Below are 17863 nucleotides of genomic sequence, written 5' to 3'. Positions count from 1 at the left end.
TTTCCAGAGCTAACAGGTTTCATTTCTGGTTTTCATGTCGAGGCGAACCAAATAATCATCTCAGATATTTGTATTCACTTAACCTTGCATCCAGTATTTTTCACATAATCAACCCAAGAAATTGAAAAGAGGATATTTCCATGTCTAGTTTGTCTCGTTGGTCATCAACAAAGGTTGCTTTGCTAGTTCTGGGAATGACAGCTGCTACAATAACTCCCATCGTAATTTCTGCCCCAGTTTCATCTCAAACTCCTGTTCCATCTGCGACACCATCACCTGAGACACCATCACCTGCGACACCATCGCCGACTTCAACAGTTAACCTATCTGATGTTTCCTCAGATTATTGGGCGCGTCCCTTCATTCAAGCCCTAGCTGAGAATAACGTGATTAGTGGCTTTCCTGATGGCACTTATAGACCAAATCAGCCTGTGACTCGTGCTGAATTTGCTGCCTTGATTCAAAAAGCTTTCAGTAACCAAAACCGAGTTCGGCAATTAAGCGCAGGTGGATTTAGTGATGTTCCTGCTAACTACTGGGCCGCTGCTGCAATTCAAAACGCCTACGAAACTGGATTTTTGGCAGGCTATCCTGGGAACGTGTTTAGACCAAATCAAGAAATTCCTAGAGTGCAGGGGATTGTTGCTTTAAGTAGCGGTTTAGCTTTAACTGGTGGCGATACTAGTACTCTCACTACTTACTACAACGATGCCTCAGCTATCCCAGAGTATGCTGTTGGCAGTGTGGCAGCAGCGACAGTAAGTAATCTTGTTGTCAACTACCCGGATGTAAAACAACTCAATCCGCAACAGTCTTTGACTCGTGCTGAAGCAGCAGCACTTTTATATCAAGCTTTAGTTAAACAAGGACGGGTGCAACCCATTGCTAGCAATCTTCCAGCTAGTCAGTACGTTGTAGCTGGAACTCCTGCCGGTACTGATATTGTTGCTCTAGCGTCATCCAGTAGTTCTTTTACAACTCTGACTTCTTTATTAAAGACAGCCGGTCTAGCAGATATTCTTCAACAGCCAGGCCCTTATACAGTCTTTGCTCCCACCAATGACGCATTTGCTGCTTTACCTGCTGCTACCTTACAACAGTTAGAGCAACCAGAAAACAGAGAAGCGCTAGTTAAGATTTTGAGATATCACGTGGTTCCCGGTGCGGTAACTTCTAGTCAACTCTCAGCAGGGGAATTGACAACAGATGAAGGAAGACCTGTAAATATTAAAATCGATTCCGCTAACAGTCAAGTCTCGGTGAATAATGCCAGAGTTCTCCAGGCGGATGTGAAAGCTAGCAATGGTGTTATCCATGCAATTAACCAAGTCCTGATTCCGCCTGATGTTAACATCAGTCAGTTAAATCAGCCACCAACAGGAAATGGGACACCTGATGTTAACGTAGGTAGAAGTACTCGTGGTGGCAGAAGCTATATCGGAGTTGGTGGTAACATTGGTTTGAGCGGCGATGATACAGCTCTGAGCGACACTAACTTTACAGTGATCAGCAAACTTGGTCTGACAAACTATCTATCAGTGCGACCATCGGTGATCTTTGGGGACAATACAATATTTCTAGTTCCCGTAACTTTAGATTTTTCTCCCCGCAGAGCAGGTTCGGTGGGTGAAAGAACCTATAGTATATCTCCTTACATAGGCGCGGGTGTAGCAATTGAAGCTAATGCTGATACTGATATTGGATTACTGTTAACAGGTGGTGTAGACATTCCTCTCGGTTCTAGACTTACAATAACAGGTGGTGTAAATGCTGCTTTTGTAGATGATACTGATGTCGGACTGCAATTAGGAATTGGCTATAACTTCAGGTAAATAAAAGTAGAACATGTAATAAGGGCGCACAGTTAGTTGTGCGCTCTTGCTGTATTAAGGTCGCTTGATTGCTAAAGTAAGTCCATCGGCGATGGGGACAAGGGAGAGGCTAATGCGTTCGTCATGATGTAACTTCTCGTTCAGCGCCCGGATTGCTTGGGTGCTTTCATCTTTATTTTGCTGGTCAGCGACTTGTCCAGACCATAAAACATTATCGATCGCAATCAATCCACCTGGACGAACTAATTGCAGCGATCGCTCATAATATCCATCATAATTTTCTTTATCAGCATCAATAAAGGCAAAATCAAAAGTCTCGGCTTGCCCAGTTGCTAATAACCGATCTAAAGTTTCCAAAGCTGGTGCTAATCGTAAATCGATTTTATCGGCAACCCCAGCTTCTTGCCAATATCGTCGAGCGATCGCAGTAAATTCTTCACTCACATCACAAGCAATAATTTTGCCATCAGGCGGTAGTACCAAAGCGACAGAAAGTGAGCTATAACCCGTAAACACTCCAACTTCTAGGGTTTTCTTCGCTGCAATTAACTGTACCAGAAGGCTCATAAACTGCCCTTGTTCTGGTGAAATCTGCATTCCACTCCGGGGATGATTGGCGGTTTCTTGGCGCAACTTTTCAAGAATTTCTGGTTCTCGCAGCGAAACGGATAAAAGATAATTGTAGAGTTGGTTATCAAGACCTATAGACTGTTTTGGCATGATAGATGAGAGAATTGAGAGAAACTACAGTTATACTATCGCTGATAAGTGGAATCTCAGGAATAACATGGTGCGGTTAGTTTTGACAGCAATATTGCTAGTACTAGTGACAGCTTGTGGCAGTGTTGGACTACTACCAACTAGCGACTTAGTGCAAAAAGCGATCGCACTTGGGCTAGAACAAACTCAACAAAAACTTAACCAACAGTTGGATCTAGATTTTCAAGGATTTGAAATCAAGCGGTTATCAATTACCCAAGAACAACCCCTGACGATTGAAAATTTACCAGCTTTCCACGTCCGGGGAACCTACGATTTGATTGTTAAGCTACCAAAACGACGCTTGACGCAACCACAACAAGCATTTGACGTTTACCTGCAAATTCAGCAAGAAGGTAAAACTTGGCGATTGCTGCTTCCAGAAAAAGGTAGTAAAGATAGTCAATCAATTTGGCGTAGCTATCTCATCCAATAGTGACGGGGAAAGGTTTAAATTGTCTCATTCTTTTCCCAAACTACAGGTTAAAATTTGTGTATTCTATACCGTCATCTTCTGCAAAAATTACAAAATCGAAGGATTTAACTAACGCCTGTATTGCAGCAGTTCCGCCATAGGGATGACCAAAGGGTTCAAATTCAAGTTTAGCTCTGTCGGCAGAAACCATCCTACAAGCAATTAATTGATATTCACCATTTTGAAAAGCATCAAACATAGAATAAAATCCCCAAGGATGTTTGAGGCTAGGATCTATCCACCTCTGTTCCACAGGTGTTGCAAACCAGCGACGGAAATGTTCAGTCACTTCCTCTTCACTAGGCCACCAAAAATGTGATAATGCTTTGCGATCAAAAAAAATTAGCCAATCTTCTTCATTACGCCAAGAATCGTTGTCTTTATCTTTTTTAATTTCGTTGAAAACTTCACAAAGAGCATTGAATCTTTTGGAATCATCTACTTGAAACTCTACAAAGCAGTATTCCATTATTTCTCCCTTCTTTTATTATGTGCAACTAGAAAAACCATCACAAATATATTTGTATAATTGAGAACCACTAGCCATAATCGAGGTGATAGTTTCACCGGAGACAGGGCAAAATGTATATTAACTTTTTCATCAGTTCTATTGCTGGAATTGTGGTTGTGGTGCTGGCGGCTTTTGGGTTACTGCAATGGTTGCACATCCCTGCTGGTAACTTTCTCGATTGGGTGATTGGTGGTGCTAGTTTTTGGTGGCTGTTGGTAATTGTCACCGTACCGTGGAATGTGCATTTTCAAGCCAAAGAAGTCTTAGCAGAAGCAGCACAATCAACTGAGAAAGGAATTCCAGTTGATGAGAAACAAGTGAAGTATGTCACATTGTTGGCAAAGCGATCGCTCTGGGTTGCTATTGCTTTACACTTATTCTCAGCCGTTGGTCTTTATACCCTTGCTGTCACTGGTATTAGTACGGTTGGATATATAAGTTCTGGTGCAGCTTTGTTATTAACAATTCTGCGTCCCGCGATTCGCGCTTACGAGTATTTATATGCGCGGTTAGCGATGATTCGCCAAGAATGGAAGTATCCGCGCGAAGATATTTTTGAACTGCGCGATCGCTTCTCTATATTGGAACAAAAAATCCAGTCTTTGGAAGATCAACTCAACCCAGAACAACCCTATTCTTTATCCGCAACTCAACAACGTTTTGCCGAAGAAACTCGCAGAGATTTAGCTCGAATTGCGGCTAATTTAGAAGAGTTACGGGCGACAAATCAAACAGAACATGAGCGTTTGGGGAGAGAAGCCAGAAATGCGATCGCGCAACTTTCCACCGACGGGCAATTTCTCGATCATGTCCGCGAAATTATTCGATTTTTTAAGACTGCTTGATTATTGCTTTAATAACGGGCCAAATTTTAAGTTTTGGATTGTGATAGTGAATATTCATCATCCAAAATTTAAAAAATTTCTTCAAAAAGGGTTAACTATACCCTACAACAAAAAGGAAAAGTTTGATAGAAATTGCAGTAATTCTGTATGCAATGTTTTTATATGTTGTAAACAAGGAAAAAAGTGCAAATGTTGGATTCTCTTATCTTGTTTTTTATATTAGCCACAATTATTCCTTTTTTTATTGCTCAGATTATGCCGAACAGCAAGTGGCTAATAGGTTATGCTATTTGTTTTGGAACTTTTGCTTTTTCTCAGTATTATAATCACTTAACAACACCAATCGAGCAACGAGGAAATGGTTTTGTTTACGCCTGGGCAATGATTGCTAATTATTTAATTAATACATCGGGAACTGTGGGAATAATTGACAGGGCTATTGTATTATACTTTAAGTCAAGAGGGTATAAAATCAATATATGGTTCATAGTTAATATAATTTTCCTTGATTGTATGCTTGTTTACATAGCAGTATTGATAGTTAACATTCCTAAATAGATAGACATTATTAAACAGAAAATAAGGAAGGATTATCAGGACTAAAGTCCTTACTACAAACTTTAATTTATTTATACCTAGCAACTTAGTGAGTATCTCTTCATTTCTACCTAATTTAAAATCCACTCACTATTGAAGTTCATAGTGTACCTCGTTAGAACAGGAAAGGCTATAGTAAAGCTTACATAACTTTAGGAGTACTCACGGTGAATCAGATACAACTGACTTTAACTATTGGTTACTTATTAATGACATGCTATTTTGTAACTAATTGGTTAATATTTTCCCTACGTCAGACTGCTTCCAATCCAGAAGATAAATTTTTATCGTTTGTGATGTTTGTGGTGACAACTATCTTCTGGCCTCTGATGATTCCGATGTCTTGTTTAGAAATGGTTCAACAAAAGCGAATAGACTTTAGTAAAATGATGCCTGTTCTCTTAGCAATATTTGTATTTAGTATTTCATATTATTTAACCGAATAATTAATAACTCCTCCTCGCAAATTGCATACATATAAAGATAAGCCGGAGGTTTGACTTGTTACCCTCCGGCTTCTTTATGCACAACTACCTTTACTTGTTAGGCAGTCTATTTATTCAACTTGGAATTGATTAACGGCGTCTGCTGCCAAAACCAGTTGAGCGGCGGGGTGCTGAACTACGCCCACTACCAAAACCACTGCCAGAATTGCGTCTAGGTGAGGTGGCTCTACCAGAGGGTTGCAATGTGCTACCACCAAAACCAGAACCAGAAGGACGGTTATTACCTGTAGTGCTACGCGGTGTATTGCGTATATTTGAATTTCCAGGATATGACCTTCTAATTGTCCCTGTATTGCGGAACGCAGTGCGATTTCTCACGGCTGCGGGTTGCGTATTGTATCGAGTTTGGTAGCTTTGAACTGCTTGGCCATAGCTTCCGCCATATCCACCGAAGCCACTTAATCCTTGTCCTGATTGATAGACAGGGGGTACATAATACTGGGGTCTAAACAACATACTACCAATTGCCTGTCCCGCCAAGCTACCAGCCACAGACCCAGCAAATGGTGCCCAGAAGTTATTTTCTCGACGGACTACAACCGTCTCTTGTTGTCCTGTTTGGGGATTGGTTTTATTCTCGGTCACGTTGTGGACGTACTCAATTTTAAAATCTTCCGTCAGATATAAAATCGGTTGTCCTTTTTCTACCTTCAGATAGGTTTTTTTACCCTGCTTGATTTCATCATCAGTTAACCGTGCCATTTGCAAATTTTCGGTTGCAAAGGTTGGGGGATTATTGTTAAGTAAAAACAGGCTGTATTCACCAGTTGCATCGTCATAAGTGGCTTGTTGTATTTGATACTCGCCATCACTCAACTTTGTATTAGTAGAACTTTGGCTAACGTTCTTAGCTGGAGGAGTACTTTGGTTCTCGCCACCACAAGCAACAGTTGTGATACACAAACTCAGAGCTAAAAAAACGGCTGTAAATTTACGTACTATGGTCATGATCATTGGATTATTGTCCTATCTCTGAGCTTAACAATTTATCATCTGAGTAGTAAGTACGGACTACCCAACAAATTACAAAGGAATCAATTCTGGGTAATATTGCAGCAGTTGATCGCTAGTAAGTTCATCGCCTAACTGTGCTGGTGAGAAATGTACTTGGATTGCCTTTAATCTATGTTTATAATGCAAATTTATCAATGCTTTCAATCCTTCCTTGAGCGCCTGAACGTTAGAAAGATCGGTTTCCAAATCTGGTACTTCTCCTTCATAAGCTACTGTAATCATCACAATGACGTTGCGGGTTACAGGTATGGATAAAGGTTCATTCAATCCAGAGTTGGAACTGTAATCTGGTTCGCTGAGATATCTTTCGGCAGAGTCAGTAAATAATTCATTCACGTAATCCCCCGCTTCGCCCTCATTAAAAAATACATCACCTTCGTTGGCAGCAGAAAGCCAATATTCATCATATTGCAGCAAGGTTTGGCTAATTTCTACCAATCCTTCTCCTAATACTTCTAAGTCGCCATCGGCATCGATTGCATCTCGTCCAGCACTATTTAATACTCCCAAAATTGGCGCTACTTCACCTCCCCCTAAGTGCAGAAATAGGCGAAACACTACATAGCGAGTTCGACCAATCATTTTATTAAAAAAATTGCTCATTTTTTCCTCCAAAATTTTGTCATTTGTCATTTGTCATTAGTTCAATACTCAATGCCCGATGCCCAATACTTCTCTACGAGAGGCTACGCCAACGACTTCACTCAGTACAAGTGCCCAATGCCCTATAACTAATGACTAATATAATGAAATCCTTTGACAAAATCTATAACTGTATCTAATGAAGGTAATATATTTTTTGTTAAATCACTGGATATATCATAAGCTGAAGCATTGAGAACAGAGCGATTAATAAATCTTTTCCCAAAGTTGGGATGGTCATAAACAATCAAAGTGTGGGCACTGGAATTGGTTAAAACTATTTGGGCTGGGGCTTTACAAAAATTTAATTTTGCGGCAACTTCGATATTTTTTTTCATCTGTTTAATTTTTGTAGCCTGATTTATAGCTTGTTCTAAAAGAGTATTTAATTGTTTCACTATATGAGGCGATTTTAAGTTTTGGTTTGCAAAAACTTCACTGTTAATCATTTCCACTATACTGAAAATATTCTTTTGGGTAGGTGCTGCATCTAGAAAGGGAAGAATGACAATGTAAGCAGTGGGAAATAATGCTTCGTCGCTATCTACATGAAAGGTAAAAATAGTTCGGCGACGGCCGCTTTCAATGCTTGGAGGTTGTTTCAGCCCTCGATATTCTTGAGCAATTTGGTAGTAAGCACCAGCGATCGCAAAATTAGCTTCGTGTTCTAGAGCTGCATCAACAATAATCCGAATTGTTGGCGGTGTTTCGTTAAAAAAATCTCGTGACTCTTCAGAATGGAAATTTTGGACAATTGAGCGATCGCCATTTGGGCTAAGATCGACCCATTCACAAACCATGCCTTCGGTTTTTAAACCAAATCTGGAAGTGGCATAAAGCTTGGCTCCCGTTAAAGTTGCTCCTGTTAAGTCAGCACCGATCCATTCTGCCCTAATTAATTTTGCTTGAGTTAAATTGGCGTGGACTAAACTTGTATTTGTTAAATTGGCATTGCTTAAATCTGCGCCAATTAAATCAGCCCCGCTCAATTTTGCACCACTCAAATCTGCCCATCGGAGATTTGCGCCGCTCAAATCTGCCCACCGGAGATTTGCACCACTCAAATCTGCCCCACTCAAGTTAGCATGGCTGAGATTGGCTTGTCTGAGTTCGGCATCTCGCAAATTTGCACCGCTCAAGTCCGAGCGACTGAGATCGCTGGCGTTTAAGTTAGCCATCTCCAAGTTGGCTCCAGTTAAAGAAGCACCTCTCAAGATAGCCTCACTCAAGTTAGCGTGACGGAGATTCGCTTGGCGGAGTGTCGCCTCTCGCAAATCAGCACTGGTGAGATCGGCCTCCGACAAATCAGCGCGACTGAGGTCAGCGCGAACTAATTCGGTGCGGATTAATGAGGCTCCTCTAAGTTGAGCGCGACTTAGATCCGCTCGAATCAAATTAGCGACGTTGAGACTGGCGTTATTGAGGATGGCGCTGGATAGATTCGCACCACTCAGTCTGGCTACATTCAGCTTGGCATTGCTCAAGTTAGCTTCACTAAGATTCGCGCCACTCAGGTTGACTATACTCAGATTAGCATCGCTCAGATTTACACCACTGAGCTTAACCCCACTTAGGTTGGCTTCTGGGAGGTCAACACCACTAAAGTTTAAGACTCCTGCTGCGTATTGTTCGAGTAATTCCTCTACAGTCATCGATGCTACCCCTTGGATGCCAACTTTAATAGTTGGTAAAGTCATAAAAAACAGAATGTCAAAATCAAAAATGAATATTGGAATTTTAGGATTGGGACTGATAGGCGGATCTTTGGGTTTTGATTTGCGATCGCAAGGACATCATATCTTAGGAGTTAGTCGCCGTGAAGCAACCTGTCAAAAGGCAGTTACCTTGGGCAGTGTTGATGAAGCATCAGTCGATCTGAGCCTATTAGCAGCCGCAGAAGTTGTATTTATTTGTACACCTCTAGCCCTTATTGTGCCCCAATTTGAACAGTTAATCGCTCATTTGCCTACGGCTACAGTCGTCACTGATGTAGGTTCGGCGAAAGCACAGATAGTCAAGGATATTACTCCCCTTTGGGATAATTTTATCGGCGGTCATCCAATGGCGGGCAGAACAGACAGCGGGATAGAAGCTGCACAGCGAGATTTATTTGTTAATAAACCTTATGTCTTAACACCGATAGCTACAACCCCAACTAATGCAATTACAGTTGTGGAAGAAATTGTGCGATCGCTCGGAGCTAATATCTATTATTGTCAACCAGAACAACACGATCGCGCTGTGAGTTGGATTTCTCATTTACCTGTGATGGTCAGTTCTTCGTTGATTGCTGCTTGTTTGAGCGAAACTGACCCCGATGTTTTGCAATTAGCCCAAAAGTTAGCTAGTTCGGGTTTTCGCGATACTAGTCGTGTGGGTGGTGGGAATCCAGAGTTGGGCGTGATGATGGCGCGGTATAATCGTCAAGCATTGCTGCGATCGCTACAACAATATCGTCAAAACCTCGATGAGTTGACTAACTTAATTGAGCAAGAAAATTGGGCAGTTTTAGAGGAAAAGTTCAAATCAAGGCAACAGGCACGACCTGATTTTGTTTAATAGTTGTTGGGTGCGTTTAGCTATCGATAACGCACCCATATTTTAATTTAGTGAGTTAATTGATAAAGTTTGTTGGCTGCTTTTTTGTCAAAACAACTTTCCACAGCTACTCAGAAATTCCAACAAGAAAATATTTAAAAATGCTACTCTACAGTCTGACAGTCACCAAACCGATGTACCATACAGATAAATTTACAAAAATCAACAATGGTAGAACGTCCAATTAAGAAATCGGAACGTCAGTCTCAAGCAAACACTGACAACAATTCCGAAAATTCGGATTCTGTAACCCCTATTGAATCCAACCCCAAAAGCTCAAAACCGAGTCGCGATGCCGAAGGCGGGCTGCGCCAACGCTCGTCTGACAAAGGGAAAAAAGGATCGTCATCTAGGGATGAAGGCAGACAATCGGTGAATCCTGCACTAGCGCGCGGCCCAAAACCGGTTAAACCTCCAGCCCCCAAAGTTAAAACAGAAGAACTTGAAACCGAATCAGAATCTATCTCTGAGGAGTCTCAAGACTAGCATTACAAGTGTTGTTGTGTGTGATGTGGGAGGCTATAAGCATATTAAAGACTGGGATTTCTGACTCCGAAGGCAGCGATCGCGCCCCCCATCACCATTAGGTTATTTTTAGCGATCGCGTCTCTCATAGAGTTTCTGTATATCAAATGCGTGAATGGGTAGGTGTACAAATTCCACAGCCATAAAAAAGTGCTTCTATCTCAATACCAGCAAGCATTTCACCCCACTCATCACCCAATTATCATCCGCGCAATCTCTGAAATGCTTACAAAAACTAGGATGTCAGCCTTTAACTTTTCCCGGCACTCTTCCCAAAGGAATTCTCTAATGCTATGATTGCTCCAAAATCGCGCAACCGCACCTTGAAAACTAAATATAGTTTGGCTTTCAGGCTCCCATTGCAATTCATCAAAATCCCTATTAGGGATTGAAACTAATTACCAATACCGCCAAGGTTAAAATTACTGATTGCAATTCATCAAAATCCCTATTAGGGATTGAAACTTATCAGTGGGCTTTTGAGGCATCACAACATCATAAATTGCAATTCATCAAAATCCCTATTAGGGATTGAAACTTTCCTGGCTATTTGATGATGAATGCCGTGGCAAATTGCAATTCATCAAAATCCCTATTAGGGATTGAAACACCATGTTTTGCGATCGCTCTAAAAAACCCTAAATTGCAATTCATCAAAATCCCTATTAGAGGATGTCTGAGAAGTATCAAATATTTATTGATCCCCCCTAACCCCCCTTAAAAAAGGGGGAATAAGAGTCTTAAAGTCCCCCTTTTTAAGGGGGATTTAGGGGGATCTCCAAGGGTTAGATGTATACAAAAAAACTTTTCAGACATCCTTTTAGGGATTGAAACAAGCCATGAATCTGAAGTGCAGAACTGCAATTGCAATTCACCTTTCACCCAATTCATATTTGGTATTTATTGTCAATACATAAAACCTAAAATATATATTGCAGAAATCAATTTGCTTAATTTACAACATCTCAGTACAGTAAATTTAAAAGCAGTTTGAAGGTCATAAAAGTTTTACAGCAAGTAAATCGATGCTTGCCCTGCGAAAATCAAGCTATGTGAAAAAATCTAAAATCCAAAATTGATTAGCATAAATAATGGAGATAGAACAGAACGATCGATTTGTAACCGTGGTCATTACACAACTTGTCAAACCAGGATGCGAAACTGCTTACGAAGCTTGGTTGAAAGAGATTACCAGGGTTTCCAGAACTTATGTGGGTCACATGGGAACAAAGGTGATTTGTCCCCAACTTGGGGTCAGAAATGAATATGTGATTATCTTCCGATTTGACAATTATGAAAATTTAGAAGTGTGGATGACATCGCGCGATCGCGAACATTTGCTCAATCAAGGAAAGCATTTAGTTGAATCCGATCCTTATGTTCAAAAAATTAGTGGATTAGAAGCTTGGTTTTCTCTTCCTGGTCAACCATTAAAAACTCCACCGCGCTATAAAACAGCCTTACTAACTTGGGGAGCTGTATATGTGTTGATTAATTTATTGAATACGTTCTTAGTACCCCTAATTCGTGGTTTACCACCCTTGATTATTTCGTTGATTATAACGATTACTATGGTTTTGCTCTTAACCTATGTTGTCATGCCGAGAGTTAGCCGCTTGTTTAGCTTTTGGCTATATCCTAAATCACGAAAAATTTAGGAATAAAGTCGAACTAACCCTATTTCAGATCCGAAGACAACCATCACAATATAGCCTTTCTTAGTTGATTCCGATACAGACCTAACCCCCAGCCCCTTCCCTGCAAGGGAAGGGGAGTAAAATTCAAAGCCTCTCTCCTCTTAGGAGAGAGGTTTGGAGAGAGGTAAGAGTGTATTGCATACAAACGAAAAGCGCTATATATTACTGTTCTTCGCCTTTTTTCTGAAGGAGCGATCGCCAATCTTCAATCGCTTTCTCCGTCCACAGCCAATTTTTAGTTAATTTATCTACCTGGAAATTTTCTCGATCGGACTTGAGAACCGTTTGCCGCAACTTAATCGCTTCATTCAAATATTGCGTCTGCTTACCATTAGATTGACTAAGTGCAGATTTATACAATCCAAGAGCTAAACCAGCATAAGAAGTTAAAGCATCTTGAGGAACTGCTGTGTTTCTGGATGTTGATTTTGTGTTCTGTTCTTTGAGAGCTAAATTCAAAGCCTTGAACCAAGAATCATTGGCGCGATTCAGATTGCCTTCTGTGTAGTAAGCAAATCCCAAAGCGTTATTATACAAAAGCGATTCGGGTTTAGCTTTGGCAGCAGTTTCCCAATAACGGCGGGCATCATCGACGCTATAGTTATTGTCTCCAGTTTGGATCGACTGCCACGCCAATCGTCCCTTGTAAAAATTCACAGATGGATCGTCAGCTTGTTTACTGGGAATTAGTTTTAAGGAAGTTTCAGCCGCAGCCAGTGCGCCCCGATTCAGTAGTTCTTCTACAGCCAATAGCCCACCTTGCAAGTCACCCTGGCTCAATTTTTCCGTAGCAGTAGCGGTGACAATTCCAGTTGCTTCTATTCCTAAATCGATATTCGGCTGCTTTTGAATCGGTCGAGAATCAGGTAGAGACTGGGTAGGAATTTCTGGTATTTTAGGCAGTGCTTGGGGGCGATTTTGCCACCACCAATTTAAACCGAACGCAGCGGCGATCGCACCGATCCCCACAACGCCGACAATCGGCCACAGTTTGCGGCGACGGGTACGATTTCTTGGCGGGGGTGGTTGCGATTGCGAAAAATTAGACTTTTGCCAATTTTCTTCAAGGTTTCCAGGAGTTGCAGGTGGCGGTGGTGGAACTTCTCCCCACAAATCTGCTTCTTCTTCTGAGGAAGTCGTTTCCTCTGATATCTGGCTTTGGTGAAGACTATTTTCGTGAATTTGTCGATCCGCTTCAGTTCCAGGTTTTTGGTTATCTAGCTGACGAAACAAATCCGAAACTATCGCAGAATCTTCTTCATAGCTTGGGTCATCATACTCAATTTCATCAACCAGATCGCCCCAAGTATCTTCACCCAGCCAATCCAACCCAGAAGAGTCCCGCGTCAAACCACTAGGAATCATGTCTTCCATTCCTAAAGGCATCTCGCTATCATCAGGTATACCAGGGTACATCGTGGAAGTTACCCCTAAAGGCGAACTATACTGATTCAGCGACTCCCTACTTGCAGAAACCTCAGTTTCCTGACTTAAAAAACCATCAAATTCTGGCTGGAGATATAAAATCGGTAATGCCCAGTACATCTGGTGAGAACCATAAGCAGAAATTAATCCTTGGCGCACCCGACTTACACACAAATCTACTGGATATCCCTGATTTAAATTGCGGTAAAACAATTGTGTGAGCGTCAGCGCCACTTCATCAGGAATCCGTTCTGACATCGCCAAGACGCTTCTAATTCCGCGCTTCACCAGACTTTCCGCTAAGTTTCGTTCGCCAGTATCTCCAGAGGGATTGGACGCTGCTGTGTATGCCCCCAAGCAGGAATTAAACACTGCCATTTGGATATTATTGTTGACGAGCAAACCTGCTAAATCGTCCCCAGTCAAGATTTCCGTTAAGCCGGTTCTGCGACTAACAAGATAAATTTCTCCGCCATTTGCGCCTAAATTACTATGACCAGAGTAGTGGAGAACGTGGTATCTGCCTTGTTCTAGGGCTTGCGTCAGTTCTTCCCGTCCTGGTTGGTCTAATACAGTGAGTTCAATTTCGGGAAAACGATTGCGACCTTCACCAGGTCGTGACGTTTGACGGTGAAGTTCCGCTTGCAGTTTAATTGCTTCTTGTTTCTGTAAGTCAAGACGAACTTGATCTGAGGGAGAGGCAATTACCATTAAGACTCTGACACCACCTTGTTCTGGCGGTGTGGGCATATTTTGCGTAGGCGTAGCCCCCCGCAGGGATCGCAAAGGAGAAGCCCCCGAAATCCCACTTTGGAAGCGAGAAAAAGCCACATAAGGCCCAGTGGCCAGAGGGCGATCGCCTGCGTGCATCACTTCCCAAGGCAAACGAGCTAATCTAGTGTCTTTTAGCCCCAAGCGTAAGCGTAGTACTTGTTGATGGTTCTGGGCAATACCTTGGGCAGTAATCCAACTATCTCTGAGAGTCCCTTGAAATAGGGCGTTATAAAATTGTTGACCCAACGCCACCAAATTCACAGAGTTTCTGGCGATATCGCTTTCATGCCCGCCAGAGGTAAATGGATCTCCTTGCAACACCGAATTCAACGGGTCATTCATCAAATGCCCAGCAGCCATCAACCAATCAGCTATAGGCCAAGTCACCAATTCTTCTGCCAATGGTACCCCAGGCGCGACTTGTTCCGTCCGCACCAAGTAGTCATTTTGCCCTACTGGGGTTACGGAAATATGGAATTCCTGGGTCACAACTTCTCCTGTCCGCCTCCTAAATCTGGTTTGAAACGCGAAAGTTTCAAGTCGATTTTTCGCTCTCTCTGATAATTTAGATGCATCCTGCCCCTGAATGTTTCTGATTCCGCGCTGTTTTGGTTTTTCCTGCCTTTACAACTTTATCCGGATCGGATTACTTGGGTCTAGAACACTTAATTGGTAGATGCACCTTGATCTTCAACTCCCCTAGTTGGCTAATACCCACTGGGGGTTTTTTTATTTTTGGCAAACAACAGCAATTTCTGACGCAGATATTCTCTACCAGAAAATAATGCTTAATCCTAGAATACTTGATTAATAGATGGATGTCCCCCGATCTTTAACTCCCCTAATTGAGTTAATATCCACTTTGGTTTTTTTTGACACACGATAACAATCAATTTTCTAATAAATTTATCCGGAGCATGGTGGTTAAACCTAGAACATTTAAGTGGTAGATGCACCCTGATAACTAGCTCCCCTGGTTGGCTAACGCCCACTGGGGGGTTTTTTTATGAAAATTGAGTGCTATTGATTAACCCTGACACACTCATTTTGTCAAGCAGCGCACTGAGGGTTTAATTGCTAGGTCTGTCCTGATAACTAACCCCTCTGAGGTTTTTCTTCCATCGACAAACAGTAACAACTTCAACCTCTGCTAATTTAATCCGGTAGCGACCCATTTACTTCAGAAAAGATTATTGATAGATGCACCCTGATAACTCACTCCCCTGGTTGGTTAACACCCACTGGGGGTTTTTTTTAGTTGCGTCACCGATAACGAATGCGTCTGGTATAGAAATGTTAGCGAGTTTTTTACTCTCAAAGATGCTACGCGTAGCTTGCTTCTCCATAGAGGTACGAGCTTTACAGCCCATCGTAGATATCAACCCTAATTTAGTTCATTTTTCCCGGAAGATGCTGGCTGCCCCTAGAAAAGATTATTGGTAGATGCACCCTGATAACTCACTCTCCTAGTAGGTTAACACCCACTGGGGGTTTTTTTATTTAAAAAAATAACTGACCCTGATAACTCACTCCCCTGATAGGTTAACATCCACTGGGAGTTTTTTCTACTAGTTGCGTTACCAATAGCGATCGCAAATGCGTCTAGTTAAGAAATTATAGCGAGTCTTTTCCTCTCAAAGATGCTACGCGTAGCTTCTCCATAGAGGTACGAGCTTTACAGATCATCGTAGATATCAACCCTAATTTAGTTTTTTTTCCCGGAAGATGCTAGCTGCCCCTAGAAAAGATTATTGGTAGATGCACCCTGATAACTAACTCCCCTAGTAGGTTAACACCCACTGGGGGTTTTTTTATTTAAAAAATAACTGACCTTTGTCCAAATTTATCCGGAGTATGGTCTTCAACCTGAGAACACTTAATTGGTAGATGCACCCTGATAACTAACTCCCCTAGTAGGTTAACACCCACTGGGGGTTTTTTTGCTCTAAACGCGTAGCGGTGAGCGACATAACCGAGTAAATCACTATCACTACTCTTGTTGCTACTGCTGGTAGACCTTGAGTATCCTCCTGTTGCCAGGATAGAGCATAACTTACTCACTCAATCCCTGAATCGCTTTCTTTTTATTGTGAGCTAGAGACGCTACTCCAAAATGATTGCTATGATATTTAATCACATTCTTAATTTTTTTTGTATATTTTGACTTTGACGAGTTTCCTTTTAACTTTCACTATTTGTCTGCCTCAGCAAACCTTACCTTCTCAGCAGAGGTTAACAGACTAAATATTACGCTACCGCTAACAGCACTCCTGAAGCAATTGAAAACTGCTAGAAATTCCAATTTTTTATTTGATTGGGATTAGACGATAATTGTGTGCTAAACAGGCGGTCTAAAATTTCTGATTTCTGTTCTGAACTGAAGTTGTCATAAAAATTTTCAAGCTTCTCAACTATTCCGAAATTTCTGAAAGCCTCTAAATTAGAATCTGGTTTTTCAATTAAAGGTTTTTGTCTATTCTGGGAAGAACTAAGTATATCTACTGTATGATTATTCCTTCGATGCACAAGCTGCATCAATAAATCTATTGCAACAGTTGGCAGAACGCGGTAGGTAGAAGTCACAAAAAAATCAAAAGTCATATTTCCTAGACGGATGCGATCGCCGTCTTTGAGCTTAATCGGCCTAACAGCGCGATTACCATTCACAAACGAGCCATTGGTACTGTTGAAATCAATTAAGTAAAAGCCTTGCTCGTCAATATGTTGAATAGCAGCGTGGCGACGAGAGAGATGATTGTCAGCAATGCAAATACCACTAGTGTGATTACGACCTATCGTCCAGATTTGCTGTGGCTGTCGTAAACTCTGAGTCTGATTGTCGCCCAAGTTAGTCATCAAATAAACAGCAGCACTATCCACTACCCCATGTACGTAACCCGTCGTCTTGACTCTCCTCAACGACGGTTGAGATAGGTTTTCTAGCTGAAGAATTTCATCTAGAAGGCTGCTGTGGTGTTCATACAACTTGAGGAATACTTGATATAAAGTTAATCGGCGTTCTATTTCCGTTTGTGCAAAGTCAGTCATTATACGTAAACCTTATACTACCTGATTTCGGTTGTAATATACATCTCCAGCTGACAATCAGGGATAATTGATTTTCTGCTTTTTACTGCCATCTGAAAAATTTAGTGGTTTAGGATCGTGCTATTTTACAAATTTTAGGTGTGAGATTCTCTGTTATTTATAGCTAGAAAAACCATGTAAATACCTTTAGAAAATTATTATGATGCTTTATGGTTTATTGTAAATAATCATTTGTTATTTGTAACAGATAAAAATCATAAAGATTTCATAAAGAATTGACACTCATCTACGTATTTTTGCTAGATAGTTGGATATTTCTTAATATTCGTGAGAGTGATGGTCATAGATGAACCTAAACATTATACATATTTGGTCAATTCTGAATAAATCTAAGTTTTTCTCGATAAGAATCAGGGCTAACTTTCCCAGATACAAGAAAAGTTCAGCCTTGTGATTCTGATAAAATAAGTGTTTTAAAATTGTGAATAAAAATGGAGAACTTAAAAGCAGGGAGGTTGAGGCTATTCTGCTAATCTAAAATAATTGACTTCAATAAAAAGGATTCATCCATCAGGATAATCTAGAAGCTAATATTAGGAGAATATTCGCATAGAA

Annotated in this window: 15 protein-coding genes; 8 read left to right on the top strand and 7 right to left on the bottom strand. The window is 41.3% G+C overall.

Translation table 11 applies throughout. The annotated features are described in order from the left end of the window. The first annotated feature begins 140 nt into the window (after window positions 1-140). Complete coding sequence (locus AC1F2U_RS26860) at window positions 141-1832, top strand: fasciclin domain-containing protein (RefSeq protein WP_480263874.1); 1692 nt, start codon at window positions 141-143, stop codon at window positions 1830-1832. A 54-nt stretch (window positions 1833-1886) separates the two neighbouring features. Here AC1F2U_RS26860 and AC1F2U_RS26855 read toward each other — a convergent pair whose 3' ends face one another. Further along, entirely contained in the window at window positions 1887-2552 is a 666-nt protein-coding gene (locus AC1F2U_RS26855; RefSeq protein WP_480263873.1) for a class I SAM-dependent methyltransferase, read from the bottom strand. A gap of 67 nt (window positions 2553-2619) precedes the next feature. Here AC1F2U_RS26855 and AC1F2U_RS26850 point away from each other — a divergent pair, with 67 nt between their 5' ends. Then, complete coding sequence (locus tag AC1F2U_RS26850) at window positions 2620-3027, top strand: hypothetical protein (protein ID WP_480263872.1); 408 nt, start codon at window positions 2620-2622, stop codon at window positions 3025-3027. Between the two features lie 40 nt (window positions 3028-3067). Here the strand turns inward: AC1F2U_RS26850 and AC1F2U_RS26845 are convergent, their stop codons facing one another. After that, on the bottom strand, window positions 3068-3535 hold the full coding sequence (locus AC1F2U_RS26845) for a hypothetical protein (RefSeq protein ID WP_480263871.1): 468 nt from the start codon (window positions 3533-3535) through the stop codon (window positions 3068-3070). Window positions 3536-3648: 113 nt separating this feature from the next. Here AC1F2U_RS26845 and AC1F2U_RS26840 point away from each other — a divergent pair, with 113 nt between their 5' ends. From AC1F2U_RS26840 to AC1F2U_RS26830, 3 genes are all read left to right on the top strand, one after another. Then, window positions 3649-4422 (top strand): hypothetical protein, encoded by a 774-nt coding sequence (locus tag AC1F2U_RS26840; protein WP_334875058.1) that lies wholly within the window; start codon window positions 3649-3651, stop codon window positions 4420-4422. Between the two features lie 189 nt (window positions 4423-4611). Continuing rightward, the gene (locus tag AC1F2U_RS26835) at window positions 4612-4980 is read left to right on the top strand and encodes a hypothetical protein (RefSeq protein WP_480263870.1); all 369 of its coding nucleotides are present in this window, start codon (window positions 4612-4614) and stop codon (window positions 4978-4980) included. Window positions 4981-5186: 206 nt separating this feature from the next. Next, window positions 5187-5465, top strand: coding sequence for a hypothetical protein (locus AC1F2U_RS26830; protein ID WP_480263869.1), 279 nt, complete (start codon window positions 5187-5189; stop codon window positions 5463-5465). Between the two features lie 129 nt (window positions 5466-5594). On the opposite strand, the gene AC1F2U_RS26825 is transcribed toward AC1F2U_RS26830, so the two are convergent. From AC1F2U_RS26825 to AC1F2U_RS26815, 3 genes are all read right to left on the bottom strand, one after another. Then, the gene (locus AC1F2U_RS26825) at window positions 5595-6479 is read right to left on the bottom strand and encodes a hypothetical protein (protein WP_480263867.1); all 885 of its coding nucleotides are present in this window, start codon (window positions 6477-6479) and stop codon (window positions 5595-5597) included. Between the two features lie 69 nt (window positions 6480-6548). Then, window positions 6549-7142: a DUF1517 domain-containing protein gene (locus AC1F2U_RS26820; protein WP_480263892.1), complete on the bottom strand. Its 594-nt coding sequence runs from the start codon at window positions 7140-7142 to the stop codon at window positions 6549-6551. Window positions 7143-7270: 128 nt separating this feature from the next. Further along, window positions 7271-8833: a pentapeptide repeat-containing protein gene (locus AC1F2U_RS26815; RefSeq protein WP_480263891.1), complete on the bottom strand. Its 1563-nt coding sequence runs from the start codon at window positions 8831-8833 to the stop codon at window positions 7271-7273. 70 nt (window positions 8834-8903) lie between these two features. On the opposite strand from AC1F2U_RS26815, the gene AC1F2U_RS26810 reads away from it, so the two are divergent. From AC1F2U_RS26810 to AC1F2U_RS26800, 3 genes are all read left to right on the top strand, one after another. Next, window positions 8904-9740 (top strand): prephenate/arogenate dehydrogenase, encoded by an 837-nt coding sequence (locus AC1F2U_RS26810; protein WP_480263890.1) that lies wholly within the window; start codon window positions 8904-8906, stop codon window positions 9738-9740. Between the two features lie 207 nt (window positions 9741-9947). Beyond that, window positions 9948-10265 (top strand): hypothetical protein, encoded by a 318-nt coding sequence (locus AC1F2U_RS26805; RefSeq protein WP_480263866.1) that lies wholly within the window; start codon window positions 9948-9950, stop codon window positions 10263-10265. 1130 nt (window positions 10266-11395) lie between these two features. Continuing rightward, window positions 11396-11962, top strand: coding sequence for an antibiotic biosynthesis monooxygenase (locus AC1F2U_RS26800; RefSeq protein WP_480263865.1), 567 nt, complete (start codon window positions 11396-11398; stop codon window positions 11960-11962). Window positions 11963-12163: 201 nt separating this feature from the next. Here AC1F2U_RS26800 and hetF read toward each other — a convergent pair whose 3' ends face one another. Together hetF and AC1F2U_RS26790 are read right to left on the bottom strand one after the other, a co-directional pair. Further along, on the bottom strand, window positions 12164-14689 hold the full coding sequence (gene hetF / locus AC1F2U_RS26795) for a cell division protein HetF (RefSeq protein WP_480263863.1): 2526 nt from the start codon (window positions 14687-14689) through the stop codon (window positions 12164-12166). Between the two features lie 1800 nt (window positions 14690-16489). Further along, entirely contained in the window at window positions 16490-17248 is a 759-nt protein-coding gene (locus tag AC1F2U_RS26790; RefSeq protein WP_480263862.1) for an FHA domain-containing protein, read from the bottom strand. Between the last annotated feature and the right edge of the window lie 615 nt (window positions 17249-17863).

Source organism: Nostoc sp. LEGE 12454, assembly GCF_056620565.1.
This window is presented reverse-complemented; position numbering and strand designations above follow the sequence as displayed.

Excerpts from the sequence above, each read along its gene's own strand:
- AC1F2U_RS26860 (WP_480263874.1), top strand. The coding sequence starts at position 141 with ATGTCTAGTTTGTCTCGTTGGTCATCAACAAAGGTTGCTTTGCTAGTT.
- AC1F2U_RS26855 (WP_480263873.1), bottom strand. The coding sequence starts at position 2,552 with ATGCCAAAACAGTCTATAGGTCTTGATAACCAACTCTACAATTATCTT.
- AC1F2U_RS26850 (WP_480263872.1), top strand. The coding sequence starts at position 2,620 with ATGGTGCGGTTAGTTTTGACAGCAATATTGCTAGTACTAGTGACAGCT.
- AC1F2U_RS26845 (WP_480263871.1), bottom strand. The coding sequence starts at position 3,535 with ATGGAATACTGCTTTGTAGAGTTTCAAGTAGATGATTCCAAAAGATTC.
- AC1F2U_RS26840 (WP_334875058.1), top strand. The coding sequence starts at position 3,649 with ATGTATATTAACTTTTTCATCAGTTCTATTGCTGGAATTGTGGTTGTG.
- AC1F2U_RS26835 (WP_480263870.1), top strand. The coding sequence starts at position 4,612 with ATGTTGGATTCTCTTATCTTGTTTTTTATATTAGCCACAATTATTCCT.
- AC1F2U_RS26825 (WP_480263867.1), bottom strand. The coding sequence starts at position 6,479 with ATGATCATGACCATAGTACGTAAATTTACAGCCGTTTTTTTAGCTCTG.
- AC1F2U_RS26820 (WP_480263892.1), bottom strand. The coding sequence starts at position 7,142 with ATGAGCAATTTTTTTAATAAAATGATTGGTCGAACTCGCTATGTAGTG.
- AC1F2U_RS26815 (WP_480263891.1), bottom strand. The coding sequence starts at position 8,833 with ATGACTGTAGAGGAATTACTCGAACAATACGCAGCAGGAGTCTTAAAC.
- AC1F2U_RS26810 (WP_480263890.1), top strand. The coding sequence starts at position 8,904 with ATGAATATTGGAATTTTAGGATTGGGACTGATAGGCGGATCTTTGGGT.
- AC1F2U_RS26805 (WP_480263866.1), top strand. The coding sequence starts at position 9,948 with ATGGTAGAACGTCCAATTAAGAAATCGGAACGTCAGTCTCAAGCAAAC.
- AC1F2U_RS26800 (WP_480263865.1), top strand. The coding sequence starts at position 11,396 with ATGGAGATAGAACAGAACGATCGATTTGTAACCGTGGTCATTACACAA.
- AC1F2U_RS26790 (WP_480263862.1), bottom strand. The coding sequence starts at position 17,248 with ATGACTGACTTTGCACAAACGGAAATAGAACGCCGATTAACTTTATAT.